Source organism: Faecalibacterium sp. An122, from assembly GCF_002160895.1.
Classification (GTDB): Bacteria; Bacillota; Clostridia; order Oscillospirales; family Ruminococcaceae; genus Faecalibacterium.
In genome coordinates, this window is record NZ_NFLL01000001.1 from 365,636 (window position 1) to 379,421 (window position 13,786).

Sequence of the window (13,786 nt, forward strand, 5' to 3'; positions counted from 1 at the left end):
TAGAATAGCGAGATACAAATGAATCTTTTTAAAACTGTAAAGGAATCCGTCACTGTCAAGCAGGCTGCAGCCCTGTACGGTCTGCCTACCACGACCACCTGGATGGTTCGATGCCCTTTCCATGAGGACCATACTCCCAGCATGAAGCTGAACGACACCTATTACTACTGCTTCGGCTGCGGCGCCACCGGCGATGTCATCGACCTTACCGCCCAGTTGTTTGGCCTCAGCAGCTTCCAGGCAGCACGGAAGCTGGCCCAGGACTTCGGACTCAGCCCGGACAAGCCCCCATCCGGTGCAATCTCTCTGCCCAAGCCAGCCGCGGCTCCTTCAGACACTCTAAAAGAGGAAATCTTCTACTGTCTCAGGGTCCTTCACGACTACCGCGACCTGCTGACTCAGTGGCAGACAGAGTTCGCTCCCCTCTCCCCGGAGGAACCGCTGGACGAACGTTTTGTAGAGGCTCTGCACATGATGGCCGTTGTAGACGACCTCATTGATTGCCTGGCCTTCGGCCCTGCCTCCAAGAAGGTAGCCGCTGCCAAGCGCCTGCTGGATGGTCAGCTTCTGCCGATGGTCGAATCCCGCCTCAATACCCTGGACAGAGAGGAGGCTGCATGAAGAAAAATAAATACTGGCCCAGCTACAAGGACCCGGTCTGGCTGGAAGAAGGATTCCGGATCAACGAATCTGTTTTCTGTGAAACCTTCATTTCAACCCACAAAATTGTTTTCTGCAATGGTTTCTTTTTTACCGAAGATGGCCGGGTAACGGATGAGATGCCTCTGCGGAGTACCATCTACGCGGAACTGAAGGACTACGCCAGCAACAACGTAGCCCGCAAAGTGGGCAGCATTCTGGACCTTCTGAAGCTCTCCGCCCAGGTGGAGGACTTCCGGCCAGTCACCAACTGCATCCACCTGGCCAATGGTACCTTGAACTTGAACGGCAGTTTTCAGGAGGGTAAACCGGAAGTGGTCCGCAACCGGCTGCCGGTTCGGTACAATCCCAAAGCGACCCAGCCCACTCACTGGCTGCGGTTCCTGTCTGATCTGCTCTACCCGGAAGATATCCCAACCGTCCAGGAATTTATCGGGTACTGCCTCATCCCCAGCAATAAGGGACAGCGGATGATGGTAATCAAGGGACGGGGCGGCGAAGGCAAGAGTCAGATCGGCGTGGTGTTGTCCAGGCTGTTCGGCACCAATATGAAGGACGGCAGCATCGGCAAAATCTCCGAGAACCGTTTTGCTCGGGCCGATCTGGAGCACATCCTGCTCTGTGTGGATGACGATATGCGGATGGAAGCCCTGCGGCAGACCAACTACGTCAAATCCATTGTCACTGCCCAGGGGCAGATGGACCTGGAGCGTAAAGGTAAGCAGAGCTACCAGGGCTGGATGTATGCCCGTCTGCTGGCCTTCAGCAACGGAGATTTGCAAGCCCTGTACGACCGAAGCGACGGCTTCTACCGGCGGCAGCTGGTCCTGACCACCAAGGACAAGCCCGCCGACCGAGTGGATGACCCGGATATCGCCGAAAAGATGGCCGCCGAGGCCGAGGGGATTTTCCTGTGGGCCTTTGAGGGGTTGAAGCGTCTGGTCAGGAACGGCTTCAAGTTTACTGAGAGTGACCGCGCCCGGCAGAACCGGGAGCTGGTCAAGCGGGACAACAACAACTTCTTCGATTTCATGGAGGCCGAGGACTATATCCGGCTCAAGGCAGATGCCTGCATTAGCTCCAAAGACCTCTATACCATTTATAAGATGTGGTGTGAAGAGAACAACCTGGTAGCCCTGAAAGCCCGGAGCTTCAGCGATGCCGTGATTGCCAACCTGAAAAAATACAACCTGGAGCACACCAACAATGTCGCCAACTCGGCAGGCCGCCGCGTATGGGGCTATCTGGGAATTGAGGCACTTGTACGGCCTGAGATGCCCGCTTCCCCCTGGGGATAAAACTGTATATGGGAGAACTTGGCCTTTTCGCTATGTACGTATGTACGAGGCCCGTACAGACGCATCCGGCGAAAGGCTTCAAAGGGCGTAACCGTTTGTTACTCCCTTGAAGTGGTTGTGACCAAATTGGTCACAACCAAGTTAAAACGCTCCAAGTCAGATGGATGTCGTGCTTCGGAGCTGTTGACAAACTCTGAAATCTCGCTTTATCATCTGAACCATGGTACAATAAAGAAAAAACGAGTGTGAAGCGTATGATGAGACGAGACGGCAGCAAACAACTGAAAATGACCTTTTTGACGTTGGAGGAACTGATGCCGGAAAGTCATTTCCTTCGCAATTTGGAGCAGTGTGTGGATTTCAGCTTCATTTACGATATCGTTGAACCGCTATACGCCAAAGTGGGACGACCTTCCGTTGATCCTGTGCTTCTGGTAAAAATGCTCCTTTTGGGATACCTGTACGGTATTCCTTCTGAGCGGAAGCTGGAGCAGGAAGTTCGAATAAATATCGCTTTCCGTTGGTTTCTGGGAATCGACTTTGACGAGCCTGTTCCGGATCATTCTACCGTTTCTCAGCTTCGACGCCGAAAATTCGGGAAGACAACCCTGTTTCAAGATATTTTTGACGAAGTTGTCCGCAAATGTATGGCTGCTGGACTGGTATCAGGAAAGCTTCTGCTGACAGATTCTACACACATTCTTGCAAATGCGGCAAAGGAAAAACGGGAAGTTATCGAGGTTCCAGACACGCCTTCTGAGTATGTGAAAAAGCTGGACCGGGAAGCTCTGGAAGCAGGTCTGCTGGATGAAGCTGTCACATATCCAGAAAAGACCAAAACTATTATTAAGAGTACCACTGATCCGGAATCAGGACTTATGAATCGTCCAGGAAAACCCAACGCTTTCTGTTATCTGAACCACCAGACCAGTGATGCTGAATGTGGTATTATTACAGATGTTTTCGTTACGCCCGGGAATGTCAATGACTGCACACCTCATACCAGTCGACTGGAAACACAGATTGATAAGTTTGGCTTTAAAACAGAAGCCATCTGCGCGGATGCTGGTTATGACAACAGCGAAGTGTATGATGCCATGTTAAAGCGCGGGATTCGAACATATATTCCCAAAAAGAGAAAGCCCAACAATGCTTCTTCTCACACAACTGGCTTTGAACCGGAGGCGTTCAACTACAATTCAGAAAAAGATTTCTATGTCTGTCCACAAGGAAAAATATTGGAATATTCTTGTTATAGCAAGAAAAGCCAAAAGAAGAGATATCTGGCTGCAAAGAAAGACTGCAGCAGCTGTCCATGCCGACAACAGTGCATGGGTAATTCCAAAAATAGCCGCCTCATTGAGCGCCTGATGCATGAAGAAGCCAGGCAGGAGCAGATGAAAAATCTGAACACACCAGAATACTTTGCTGCACTGAGACTGCGGAAGATCTGGTGCGAAGGCAATTTCTCCCACCAGAAATCAGAGCACAATTTAAGGTGGACATACAAACGAGGCATTGAACGAGTAACCGAGCAATGCCTCTTGTCTGCATGCGCTATGAACTTAATACGACTGGTGTGAAGGCCGCAATCCGGCCTTTTTCTTTTGCGTGAAAACCTTCTTCTGAAGGGGCTGATGATCTTTTGGAGCCCTTTTGTCAACAGCTCCGCTTCACGACACCCTCATCCTGCCAGAAAGGGGTCGGCGAGTCACCGACCCATATTTTTATGATTGAAGTGGCTGTTCCCATTTTGGGAACGGCCAAAAACCTATATAAGAGGAAACTCGGCCTTTTTGCTATGTACGTATGTACAAGTTCTGTACGCACGTACATAGCGAAAACCCTAAAACGCACCATATACACGAATCCTTTACGACACTAAAGTGGTTGTGGACATTTTGTCCACAACCACACAGGTTTGTCCGAGTTGTCACGGCGACAACTCGGTTTTGATGGCACTGGACAAAATGTCCAGTGCCACCTCTTCTCGCAAGGAATCTTTAACGGTCTGAAGTAGGTGTGGACAAAATGTCCACATTCTTTTTATTGTATAACCTTTTCGGAAGTGCATCTGCTTTGGTCCGATCCTTGTAATCAAGTGGTCAAAATGGTGTGCACCCCGTCAAGAGGACAACGAAATAAATCAACAAAAATCATCTCAAGCTGCCTTCAAATAAAGGTCATGCTTTTCCATCGGTGTCAAAACGCCAAGGTTACGCTGGAGACGTTTCGTATTGTAATAATGGATATAACTGCGAATCATTTTCACCAGTCCAGTACGATTCGTGAAACGCTTTCCATAATAACGCTCTCGCTTCAAGATGCCCCAAAATCCTTCCATAGGGCCATTGTCAATGCAGCGGCCAACACGAGACATACTTTGTATCATGCCAGCATTGACCAACCGCTGGTAGAAGTATCGGTTGGTATACTGAAATCCACGGTCACTGTGGAAGATAGGATGCGCATCAGGATTGTTCTGGACTGCCTTTGCAAAAGTGTCGAACACAAGTTTGTTGTCGTTTGTATCCCGAATCACAAAGGAAACAATACGTCTGTCATATAAGTCAAGGATGGCGCTCAGATAAACTTTCTTAACTCTGGGACCTTCGTAATACTTGAATTCCGTCACATCTGTCAGCCACTTTTCGTTTGGCTTTTCTGCATGAAATTCCCGGTTCAAAATGTTTTCAGAGTAATGCTGTGGTGTCCTCGCATGTCTAGTGCAGCCTACCGGATGAAACTTAACGGTTGACTGGATTCCAAGACTGCGGCAGATTCGCAGAATGCGTTTGTCGTTGCTGTGGACATTGTGAAAGCGTTCCAGATCATCGTGGATCCGGCGATACCCTTTATCCGGGCTGTCCATGTGAATTTTTTCGATCAGCGAAGCAATATGCTTGTTTTCCTGAAACCTCTGGCTGGAATTTCCCGACTTCCATTTGTAATAGGCAGAAGGAGACACCGACAAGCAGCGGCAGGCTTCCCGAACGGAACCAAGATTGTCTGCCGTGCAGATGTGAATAGCTTCGTACTGCCGTTCCAGATGAAACTGTCTCAGCGATTCCCCCTTTCCAGTTCTTCCACTTTTTTTCGCAGTTCACATTCCAGTTTCAGCAGATGGTTCTCATGCTCCAGTTCTGCGATACGCTTTTCAAGTTCTTCTTCCTTGGAACGAGGCGTTTGAGAGATCTTCCGCTCTCCACGCCGGTCTTCCAGACCTGCTATCCCAAATTTACGGTATTTTCGTACCCACTCATAGACCTGCCGATAAGAGAATCCTCTTTCTCTTGCGATTTGTTCGTAAGGCTTTCCGGCTTCTGTATATTCTTTTACGGCAGCAAGACGCTCATCAATCGTAGATTTTCGTTTTGTCATAAAGAAACCTCCTGAGTCTTTCTTGGAATCTTTATGACCATTATACGACTTTACCCATTGATTGACCAAGTCAGGACTACGAAGATGGTATTTTTCGCAGAGCTTTTGGAGGCTGCCTTTCCCATTCAGATAATCCTTTACGACTTTTTTCTTGATTTCCTCGCTATAAGTCCTCTTGGCATTCGAAGATGCAAATGCTGCAGGCCCATCCATTTTGTACAAGCTGATCCACTTTCGCATTGCAGTGGAAGAAACTCCTGCTCGTCTGGCAGCCTCCCGTCCTCGCATTCGTCCTGCAAGGCATTCCTCAATGAGCCAGATTCTAAACTCTGGATCAATCTCTTTTCGTTTGCTCATTTTAACCCTTTCCCTATTTCAGTGTCTCTGTTATAGGGAGCATATCAAAGTGGTAACTTGATTTTGGTTCAGTTGGTGCTGGACAAAATGTCCAGCATTACTTTTATAATCGAAGCTCATCCACCTACCTAAAAGAAAGGAGTCTGTACTATGCCCGTCATCAATACGATTGAATTGCCAAAAAGGAGGGCCGCCATTGAGCCAACCACAATACGCCATCATGCGCTTCGCCAAATACAAGGGGCCGGAGATCACCAACATCGAGGCCCATAACGAGCGCAGAAAAGAAAAATACGCCAGCAACCCCGATATTGACCTCACCCGCAGCAAGCATAACTTCCACCTAATTGAGCCGTCCCAGCGTTACCGGGCTGAGGCTGAGCGCCAGATCAGCGCCGCTGGATGCCGCACCAGAAAAGACAGCGTTCGGGTGGTGGAAGTCCTGTTCACCGCTACGCCGGAGTTCTTTAAGGGCAAGAAGCTGCCCGAAATCCGGCAGTATTTTGAGGAAGCACTCCGCTTCTTTGAGCAATACCAATCCAGAGAAACTATCATCTCTGCCGTGGTGCATATGGATGAGAAAACAGCCCATATGCACCTTTCTTTTGTCCCCTTGACACCAGACGGACGACTTAGTGCCAAGGAGATTGTAGGCAACAAAAAGAAGCTTACCTGGTGGCAGGACAAGTTCTGGGAACACATGGTTGCTAAATACCCCGACCTGGAGCGCGGCGAGAGTGCAAGCCAGACGGGCCGTGACCACATCCCGCCTCGTATCTTCAAGGAGATGACCCACCTCACCCAGCAGCGCCAGAAGCTGGACCAGCTGCTCACCGGTATCGGCCCCTTGAACGGCAAGAAGCGGGCCGCTGAGATTTCCGAACTGCTGGACGGTTATATCCCGGCCGTGGAGAAAATGAGAACTCAGCTCAAAAAGTACAGTATGGCCTTCACCAGTACCAAGGCCGAGAATGAGAAGCTCAAGAAGAAAAACCAAAAGCTCTCGGAGTCCCTGGAGGAAGCAAACCATGGGAGCGTTCTGAAGAAGTTGGAGGATACCAAGCTCCAGCGGGAGTATCAGGAGGCCCTCGCCGTATTGGAGCGAATTCCGCCGGAAGTTATAGATTCCTACGCCAACCGAGACCTGGACACCTTATCAAAGAAGCGGGGAGGAAGATAACTGTTATGAATAGAGAACAAGAAATGTATTTCGATCAGTGCATGGACTTCCTCGCCCGTATGATTGAAAAATACGGCGACCGGGTCAAGTTCCCTGATGAACCTGAACATGAGTATTCTAATAAGATGGCTCCTGCTGATGGTGAGGCAAATCAGATAGCCGCCTAAAATGTATGTGGGAGGTCACCTATTCATCCCAGTGGCCTCCCACATCTTTATTTTTATCGTCTGTTCGGCAAAAATCTCGATTTTGCTATTGACGGCACAGTTGGGATTATAGTAAAATAAAGTTGGGACAGTTATTTTGACTGTAATTTTCACTCTTGAAACTATGAATCTATAAAATTTATCCCAAATTCAAATCATTTCCACTAGAAATAACACGTCACCCCTCCCCTATTCAGATTCACCACTACGATTGCGAGAGGTACTATCATGAAAACTCACCCCAAATGCTATATCTACACCAGAGTCTCCACAGCCATGCAGGTGGATGGATACAGCCTGGATGCCCAAAAAGAGAAACTCAGGCGGTATGCAGAGTTCCAGGACATGGTGGTTGTCAGCGAATATTCAGATGAGGGCAAATCCGGCAAGAGTGTCGAAGGCCGCCCGGAGTTTCTGAAAATGATCCAAGACATTGAATCGCTCAAAGACCAGGTTTCCTTTGTTCTTGTTTTTAAATTGTCCCGTTTTGGCCGCAACGCCGCAGACGTTCTTACCTATCTGCAAAAAATGCAGGATTGCGGCGTCAACCTGATCTGCGTGGAAGATGGAATCGACAGCTCCAAAGACAGCGGTAAATTGATGATTTCCGTTTTATCTGCGGTCGCCGAGATCGAGCGTGAGAACATTCTCGTGCAGACCATGGAGGGCCGCAAGCAGAAAGCCCGCGAGGGACGCTGGAACGGCGGTTTTGCACCCTATGGGTACAAGCTGGAAAACGGCGAGCTCTCAATCGCCGAAGATGAGGCCGAAGTAATCCGCATCATTTATGACAAATACGTTCACACCACGATGGGCGTATCCAAAATCGCCATCTGGCTGAATTCCCATGGTTACAAAAAGAAAAAGCGTCAGAACAACACACTGGATAGCTTCTCTGCCGCCTTTGTAAGAGGTGTCCTGGAAAACCCGATCTACTGCGGCAAATTGGCTTACGGACGTCGGCACAACGAAAAGCGTCAGGGCACACGGAACCAATACCATATTGTGAAGCAGGAAAAATATATGCTCTACGATGGTATCCACGAGCCCATCGTTTCAGAAGCCGATTGGCACCTGGCAAAACAGAAACGGGAAAACAATGGCGGCAAGAAAGAAAAGACCCACAGCCTGGAGCATGAACACATTCTTTCTGGTCTTCTCTGCTGCCCCGTCTGCGGCGCTGGAATGTATGGCAACGTCAATCGAAAGCGCGGTCCGGACGGGAAGTCGTATCGGGACTATTTCTATTACCAGTGCAAGCACCGCAAAGAAGTCGATGGTCATTCGTGCACCTACAGCAAGCAATGGAGTCAAGATTTCATCAACGATGCAGTGGTGACCGTAATCCAGAATCTGATTCACAACCCCAAATTCTCAAATGCCATCCAGAACAAAATCGGTCAGTCCATTGATACCCGGGAGTTGGAGCAGCAGCTGGATGCACTCCGGAAAAAGCTCCGGCAGCTGAACGGGGCCAAGAATCATATTGGAGATCAGATTGACCACTTGAATTTTGACGATCCACATTATGAGCGTAAGAGCCAGGATCTCCAGGACCGTCAGGATCGCCTTTACGATGAGATGTCAGCCATAGAAAAATCCATCGACGAACTCCAGGCCAGAATCCTAAACGTCCGAAGCCAAAAAATCCGCCGCGATAACATCTACCAGTATCTTGTCTGTTTCGATCAGCTCTACGATGAATTTACAGATGCTGAGAGAAAAGAGTTCATGAAGAGCTTTATCAAACGCGTCGAAATTTTCCCCGAGCAGCAGGCGGATGGCCGGATATTGAAACGCATTGATTTTCGGATTCCAGTCTTCTTTAATGACCAAGAAGTGGATATGTTGGATTGGGACGGAAAATCGATGCATGAGACGGTAATACAACTTTCCAAAGGTTCATTTACTCCCAAAACAGTCCACATGTAATGTGCAGGATTGTCCCAACCATGGAAAAACCCATCCTGAAAACGCTAAAATCTTTTCAAATATCTTCAAACCCTCAGGCAAGACGCCGGGCATGCTTCATAACGGAGCATGTCCGGCGTTTCTTATTGGCGGATTGGGTGTATAATCACTCTCTTTTAAAATTTGCATCCAGTAGAACGCCTTGTACTTGAGCGGTCAGCTTTATCAGGCTGCTCCCAAAATGAATCCTTCCACAAAAGTGTTCGGTGTTCCCCATCTTCTCCTGTCGCCTCATATCACAAAAAATTCTGTTGTCTGCATAGGATCCAAATCGTATTCCCTGCACCCGCCGGGGATATTGATTTGGATCTTAATTTTATCTTAACACGCATCGAAACTCTTTTATTCTTTGATAGTGTTTTGCATGATACGATATCAGTGGCTCACTATGAATCTCACATACCGATATTGCAGGAGAAGATGGATATGGAGAATACACCTCAAACGATGTCAGATTTCTGTCCGGATAAGAAAAGCCCCCTTCCCACCGGAAAGCTGAAAATCTTTTTTGGCTATGCGGCGGGTGTCGGCAAGACCTACGCCATGCTGCAGGCAGCCCACCAGGCTCAAAAAGAGGGTCTTGATGTGGTGGTAGGCTATGTGGAACAGCATGCCAGGCCAGACACGCTCGCCCTTTTGAATGGGCTGGAGATTTTGCCTTGCAGGGAGATGGATTACCGAGGAATCAAGCTGAAAGAATTTGATCTGGACCGGGCGCTCCAACGGAGACCCCAGCTTATTCTGGTGGACGAATTGGCCCACAACAATGCCCAGGGATGCCGGCACACAAAGCGATATCAGGATGTGGAAGAACTGCTCCAGGCCGGAATCAATGTCTACACCACGGTCAACGTACAGCATTTGGAGTCGCTGAACGACCTGGTGTCCTCCATTACGGGCATTGCGGTCCATGAGCGAATCCCGGATCGCGTTTTTGACCGGGCCAATCAGGTCGAACTGGTGGACATTGAACCGGATGAGCTGGTGAAGCGCCTCCAGACCGGAAAAGTGTACCGGGAGCGCCAGGCAAAACAGGCTCTCCAAAACTTTTTCACCTCAGAAAATCTGGCCGCCCTGCGTGAAATCGCCATGCGGCGCACGGCGGACCAGCTAAACCGGACCGCCGTGCAGGAAGGCAAGGAAAAGAGCGCCAAAGCCGGGGAGCACATTTTAATTTGTCTCTCTTCTTCGCCATCCAATGCGAAAGTAATCCGAACCGCTGCACGCATGGCGGAAGCCTTCCACAGTGGATTCACTGCTCTGTTTGTCCAGACGCCAGAGACAAACGAATTGTCCGGCGACAACTTAAAACGCCTGCGCAGCAATCTGCATCTGGCGGAACAGCTTGGCGCGCAGATCTCCACCGTCTATGGAACCGACCCGGCCGTACAAATTGCGGAATATGCCCGCGTCAGCGGCGTGACCAAAATTGTGATGGGCCGGATGAACCACAAGCAAAACCCTGTGACCGGGAAAAAGAGCCTGGCGGACCGGCTGATTGAACTGACGGATTTGGACATTTACATTATTCCGGATCACCAGCCGCTCTACAAAAAGCCCCTCGGAAAGCTCCATATTCCCAAATCACGCTTCACATGGAAAGACGCCTGCATTACACTGGCGGCCCTGGTGCTTTCCTCGATGGCCGGGTTTGCATTCTACCATGCCGGTTTCAGTGAATCCAACATCATCACTGTATACATTTTGGGCGTCCTGATCACAGCGGTATCGACAAACGGTCACTTTTACGGGGCAATGGGTTCCCTTTTAAGTGTTGCCGCCTTCAATTTTCTCTTTACAGAGCCTCGTTTTACCTTCCGCGCCAACGATCCCAACTATCCGGTCACCTTCCTGATTATGCTTTCCTCCAGCATCATTGCCAGTTCTCTGGCCAGCCGGGTCAAAGCGCAGGCCCGCATGGCCGCGCAAAAGAGCTATTACACCGAGCTGCTCCTGGAAAGCAGCCAAAAGCTGCAAAAAGGGCGCACCGAATGGGATTGTCTTCGCCTGACTGCCGAACAGCTGAACCGGCTTTTTGACCGTCCCATCCTCTACGCGTTAAGCCAGCCCGAGCGGGATTTGGCCTTTCGGGTGGAGCCGTCCGATGCGCAGGACGTCTTGGCCGAACTGGGCACCGAAGAAATGGGCGTGGCCAAGTGGGTGCAAAAGAACAACAAATACGCCGGCGCCACCACCAGCACCCTGCCGGACTCCAAATGGCTTTTTCTCTCGGTCAGAGGGACGCAGGGCGTCATGGGAATTGTGGCTGTCCCCGTTGCAGGTTACTCCATCCCCGACGCCTTTGAAAAGAATCTTATGATTGCCATTTTAAACGAGTGCGGCCTAAGCCAGGAACGCATTCGCCTGCAGGAAGAGCGCAGCAAAGCCGCGCCCTGACCAAAAAGCGACTGCAAGACGGCATTTCTGCTCTGGTTGCCTCACAGGGAGCGAGTCCGCTCCCCGCCGGAAGGGATGAAGAAATCTTAATCTCCCGTTAATGTCTCGGTTTCTTCCTTAATCCCTCCTTACTACAAATTGCGGTATTCTATGGACGCAAGACAAATGTTGTATGTCTTGCGGATTCACCCATTTTGAAAGGAGAACGAGCTTATGGCAGACTATATGCTGCTTCGTATAGCTATAATTGGCTTCACCACCGGAATGTTTGCGCTGACGATCTTTGTCGGAAAAATGGCGTATGCAACATGGCACGGTTTCTATCAGCGAAAGGAGCACCGGGGATGATGGATTGCTTGATGATCGGAATCATTCTGGCCGGCTTTGGCGTTGTCAGGCTGCTGGCGAACTGGTGCCAGCGGCATGTCGAATCGGAAGAATAAGAAAGCACAGGAGTTGATCCCCATGATTTTGCTTGGAATAATTGTTCTGCTGCTGGGCGGGTATCTGGTATACGCCCTGGCGCATCCGGATCGGTTTTAAGATCCAGGACACCGTATAGGAGGTTTTTGTATGGTACAGCTGGTCCTGACATTGATCATTTATTTGATCCTTGTTATTCCAGTGGGGCGGTATCTCTATCATATCGCCGCAGGAAAACACACCTTCGCCGACCCCGTCATGGATCGGGTCGACGGGGCCATTTACAAGCTGGGCGGCGTGGACCCCCAAAAGGGCATGAACTGGAAGCAGTACGCCCTGGCCCTGCTGGGCACCAACGCGGTGATGATGGCCATTGGCTATGTGATTCTCCGCATCCAGAGCATCCCCCTTCTGAATCCCAACGGGATGCAAGGCATGAAGTCGGATCTGGCCTTTAACACCATCATCAGTTTTATGACCAACACCAACCTGCAGCACTACTCCGGCGAAAGCGGCCTGAGCTACCTCTCCCAGATGCTGGTCATCATCTTTATGATGTTTGTTTCTGCGGCCAGCGGCTATGCCGCCTGTGTCGCATTCATCCGCGGCCTGGCCGGCAAGACCAAGGATCACGTAGGCAACTTCTTTGCCGACATGGTTCGCATCACCACCCGCGTGCTGCTTCCCTTCTCCCTGGTGGGCGGGCTACTGCTGGTATGGCAGGGCGTGCCGCAAAACTTCTCGGAGAACGTCGTGGTGCAAACCCTGGAGGGCACATATCAGGTTCTGGGAATGGGGCCGGTGGCGGCGCTTGAAATCATCAAGCACCTGGGCACCAACGGCGGCGGCTTCTTTGGCGCCAACTCCGCCACCCCCATGGAGAACCCCACCATCCTGTCCAACCTGATCGAGCTGTATTCCATGATGCTGCTGCCCGGCGCCTGCGTCATTACCTTTGGCAAGATGGTGGGCGACGGATGTCTCCAGCATCAGAAGACCCCGGCCCAGGAAAATATGCTGCCTGCCCATCCGGAGGGCCTCACCGCCCGGCTGTTTGGAAAAGAAGGCCGCAGCATCTTTTTGGCCATGGGAATCTTGTTCCTAGCTGGCCTGAGTCTTTGCTACTGGTCCGAGCTGCAGGGCAATCCGGCTCTGGCGGAGATCGGCCTCAGCCAGTCCGCAGGCAGCATGGAGGGCAAGGAAGTCCGCTTCGGCATCGCTCAGTCTGCTCTGTTCACCACCGTAACCACCTCCTTCACCACAGGCACCGTCAACAACATGCACGACACCCTGACGTCGCTGGGCGGCATGGTGCCCATGCTGCACATGATGCTCAACTGTGTCTTTGGCGGCAAGGGCGTGGGCCTCATGAACATGATTCTGTACGCCATCCTGGCAGTGTTCATTTGCGGGCTGATGGTGGGCCGCACCCCCGAGTATCTCGGCAAAAAGATCGAGGGGCGTGAAATGAAGCTGACGGCACTGGCCATCATCATCCATCCCCTGCTGATCCTGTCCTTCACCGCCCTGGCGGTGGCGACATCCGCCGGGCAGGCCGGCGTCACCAATCCCGGTTTCCACGGCCTGAGCCAGATTCTATATGAATACGCATCCTCTGCGGCGAACAACGGCTCCGGCTTTGAAGGGCTGGCGGACAACACCTATTTCTGGAACATCACCACCGGCATCGTCATGTTCCTGGGGCGGTATCTGCCCATCGTGATTCAACTGGCCATCGCAGGCTCCCTGATGAAGAAAAACTATATCAACGAGTCTGCCGGCACGCTGCAAACCAGCACGGTGAGCTTTGCCGTGATTCTTGTGTTCGTGGTGTATATCTTTGCCGCGCTGACCTTCTTCCCGGCGCTGGCTCTGGGCCCCATTGCCGAGCATTTGACCCTCTGGGGCTAAGG

Annotated in this window: 11 protein-coding genes; 9 read left to right on the forward strand and 2 right to left on the reverse strand. The window is 50.9% G+C overall.

What is annotated here, in order from left to right; translation table 11 throughout:
• Positions 1-18: 18 nt before the first annotated feature.
• The 3 genes from B5E67_RS01685 (at position 19) to B5E67_RS01695 (ending at position 3,541) form a co-directional block, all read left to right on the forward strand.
• A complete protein-coding gene (locus B5E67_RS01685; protein WP_087382142.1) occupies positions 19-621 on the forward strand; it encodes a CHC2 zinc finger domain-containing protein in 603 nt (200 codons plus the stop codon).
• Positions 618-1,958: a phage/plasmid primase, P4 family gene (locus B5E67_RS01690; RefSeq protein WP_087382145.1), complete on the forward strand. Its 1,341-nt coding sequence runs from the start codon at positions 618-620 to the stop codon at positions 1,956-1,958. The genes B5E67_RS01685 and B5E67_RS01690 overlap by 4 nt, the downstream gene beginning before the upstream one ends.
• 254 nt (positions 1,959-2,212) lie before the next feature.
• On the forward strand, positions 2,213-3,541 hold the full coding sequence (locus tag B5E67_RS01695) for a transposase (RefSeq protein WP_143405366.1): 1,329 nt from the start codon (positions 2,213-2,215) through the stop codon (positions 3,539-3,541).
• 578 nt (positions 3,542-4,119) lie between these two features.
• On the opposite strand, the gene B5E67_RS01700 is transcribed toward B5E67_RS01695, so the two are convergent.
• Complete coding sequence (locus tag B5E67_RS01700; RefSeq protein WP_143405367.1) at positions 4,120-5,022, reverse strand: IS3 family transposase; 903 nt, start codon at positions 5,020-5,022, stop codon at positions 4,120-4,122.
• Positions 5,019-5,696: a helix-turn-helix domain-containing protein gene (locus B5E67_RS01705; RefSeq protein WP_087382154.1), complete on the reverse strand. Its 678-nt coding sequence runs from the start codon at positions 5,694-5,696 to the stop codon at positions 5,019-5,021. Before B5E67_RS01705 ends, B5E67_RS01700 begins: the two co-directional genes overlap by 4 nt.
• 196 nt (positions 5,697-5,892) lie before the next feature.
• Here B5E67_RS01705 and mobV point away from each other — a divergent pair, with 196 nt between their 5' ends.
• From mobV to B5E67_RS01730, 6 genes are all read left to right on the forward strand, one after another.
• Entirely contained in the window at positions 5,893-6,876 is a 984-nt protein-coding gene (gene mobV / locus B5E67_RS01710) for a MobV family relaxase (protein ID WP_087382157.1), read from the forward strand.
• 5 nt (positions 6,877-6,881) lie between these two features.
• The gene (locus B5E67_RS15565) at positions 6,882-7,043 is read left to right on the forward strand and encodes a hypothetical protein (protein WP_158098835.1); all 162 of its coding nucleotides are present in this window, start codon (positions 6,882-6,884) and stop codon (positions 7,041-7,043) included.
• A 267-nt stretch (positions 7,044-7,310) separates the two neighbouring features.
• Positions 7,311-9,014, forward strand: coding sequence for a recombinase family protein (locus B5E67_RS01715; RefSeq protein WP_087382160.1), 1,704 nt, complete (start codon positions 7,311-7,313; stop codon positions 9,012-9,014).
• A gap of 465 nt (positions 9,015-9,479) precedes the next feature.
• Positions 9,480-11,450 carry a DUF4118 domain-containing protein gene (locus B5E67_RS01720; protein WP_242956706.1) on the forward strand — a complete coding sequence of 657 codons (1,971 nt, stop codon included), beginning with the start codon at positions 9,480-9,482 and terminating at the stop codon, positions 11,448-11,450.
• A 213-nt stretch (positions 11,451-11,663) separates the two neighbouring features.
• Complete coding sequence (locus B5E67_RS16015; RefSeq protein WP_275539310.1) at positions 11,664-11,798, forward strand: hypothetical protein; 135 nt, start codon at positions 11,664-11,666, stop codon at positions 11,796-11,798.
• A gap of 225 nt (positions 11,799-12,023) precedes the next feature.
• Positions 12,024-13,784: a potassium-transporting ATPase subunit KdpA gene (locus B5E67_RS01730; protein ID WP_087382167.1), complete on the forward strand. Its 1,761-nt coding sequence runs from the start codon at positions 12,024-12,026 to the stop codon at positions 13,782-13,784.
• The last annotated feature ends 2 nt before the right edge of the window (positions 13,785-13,786 follow it).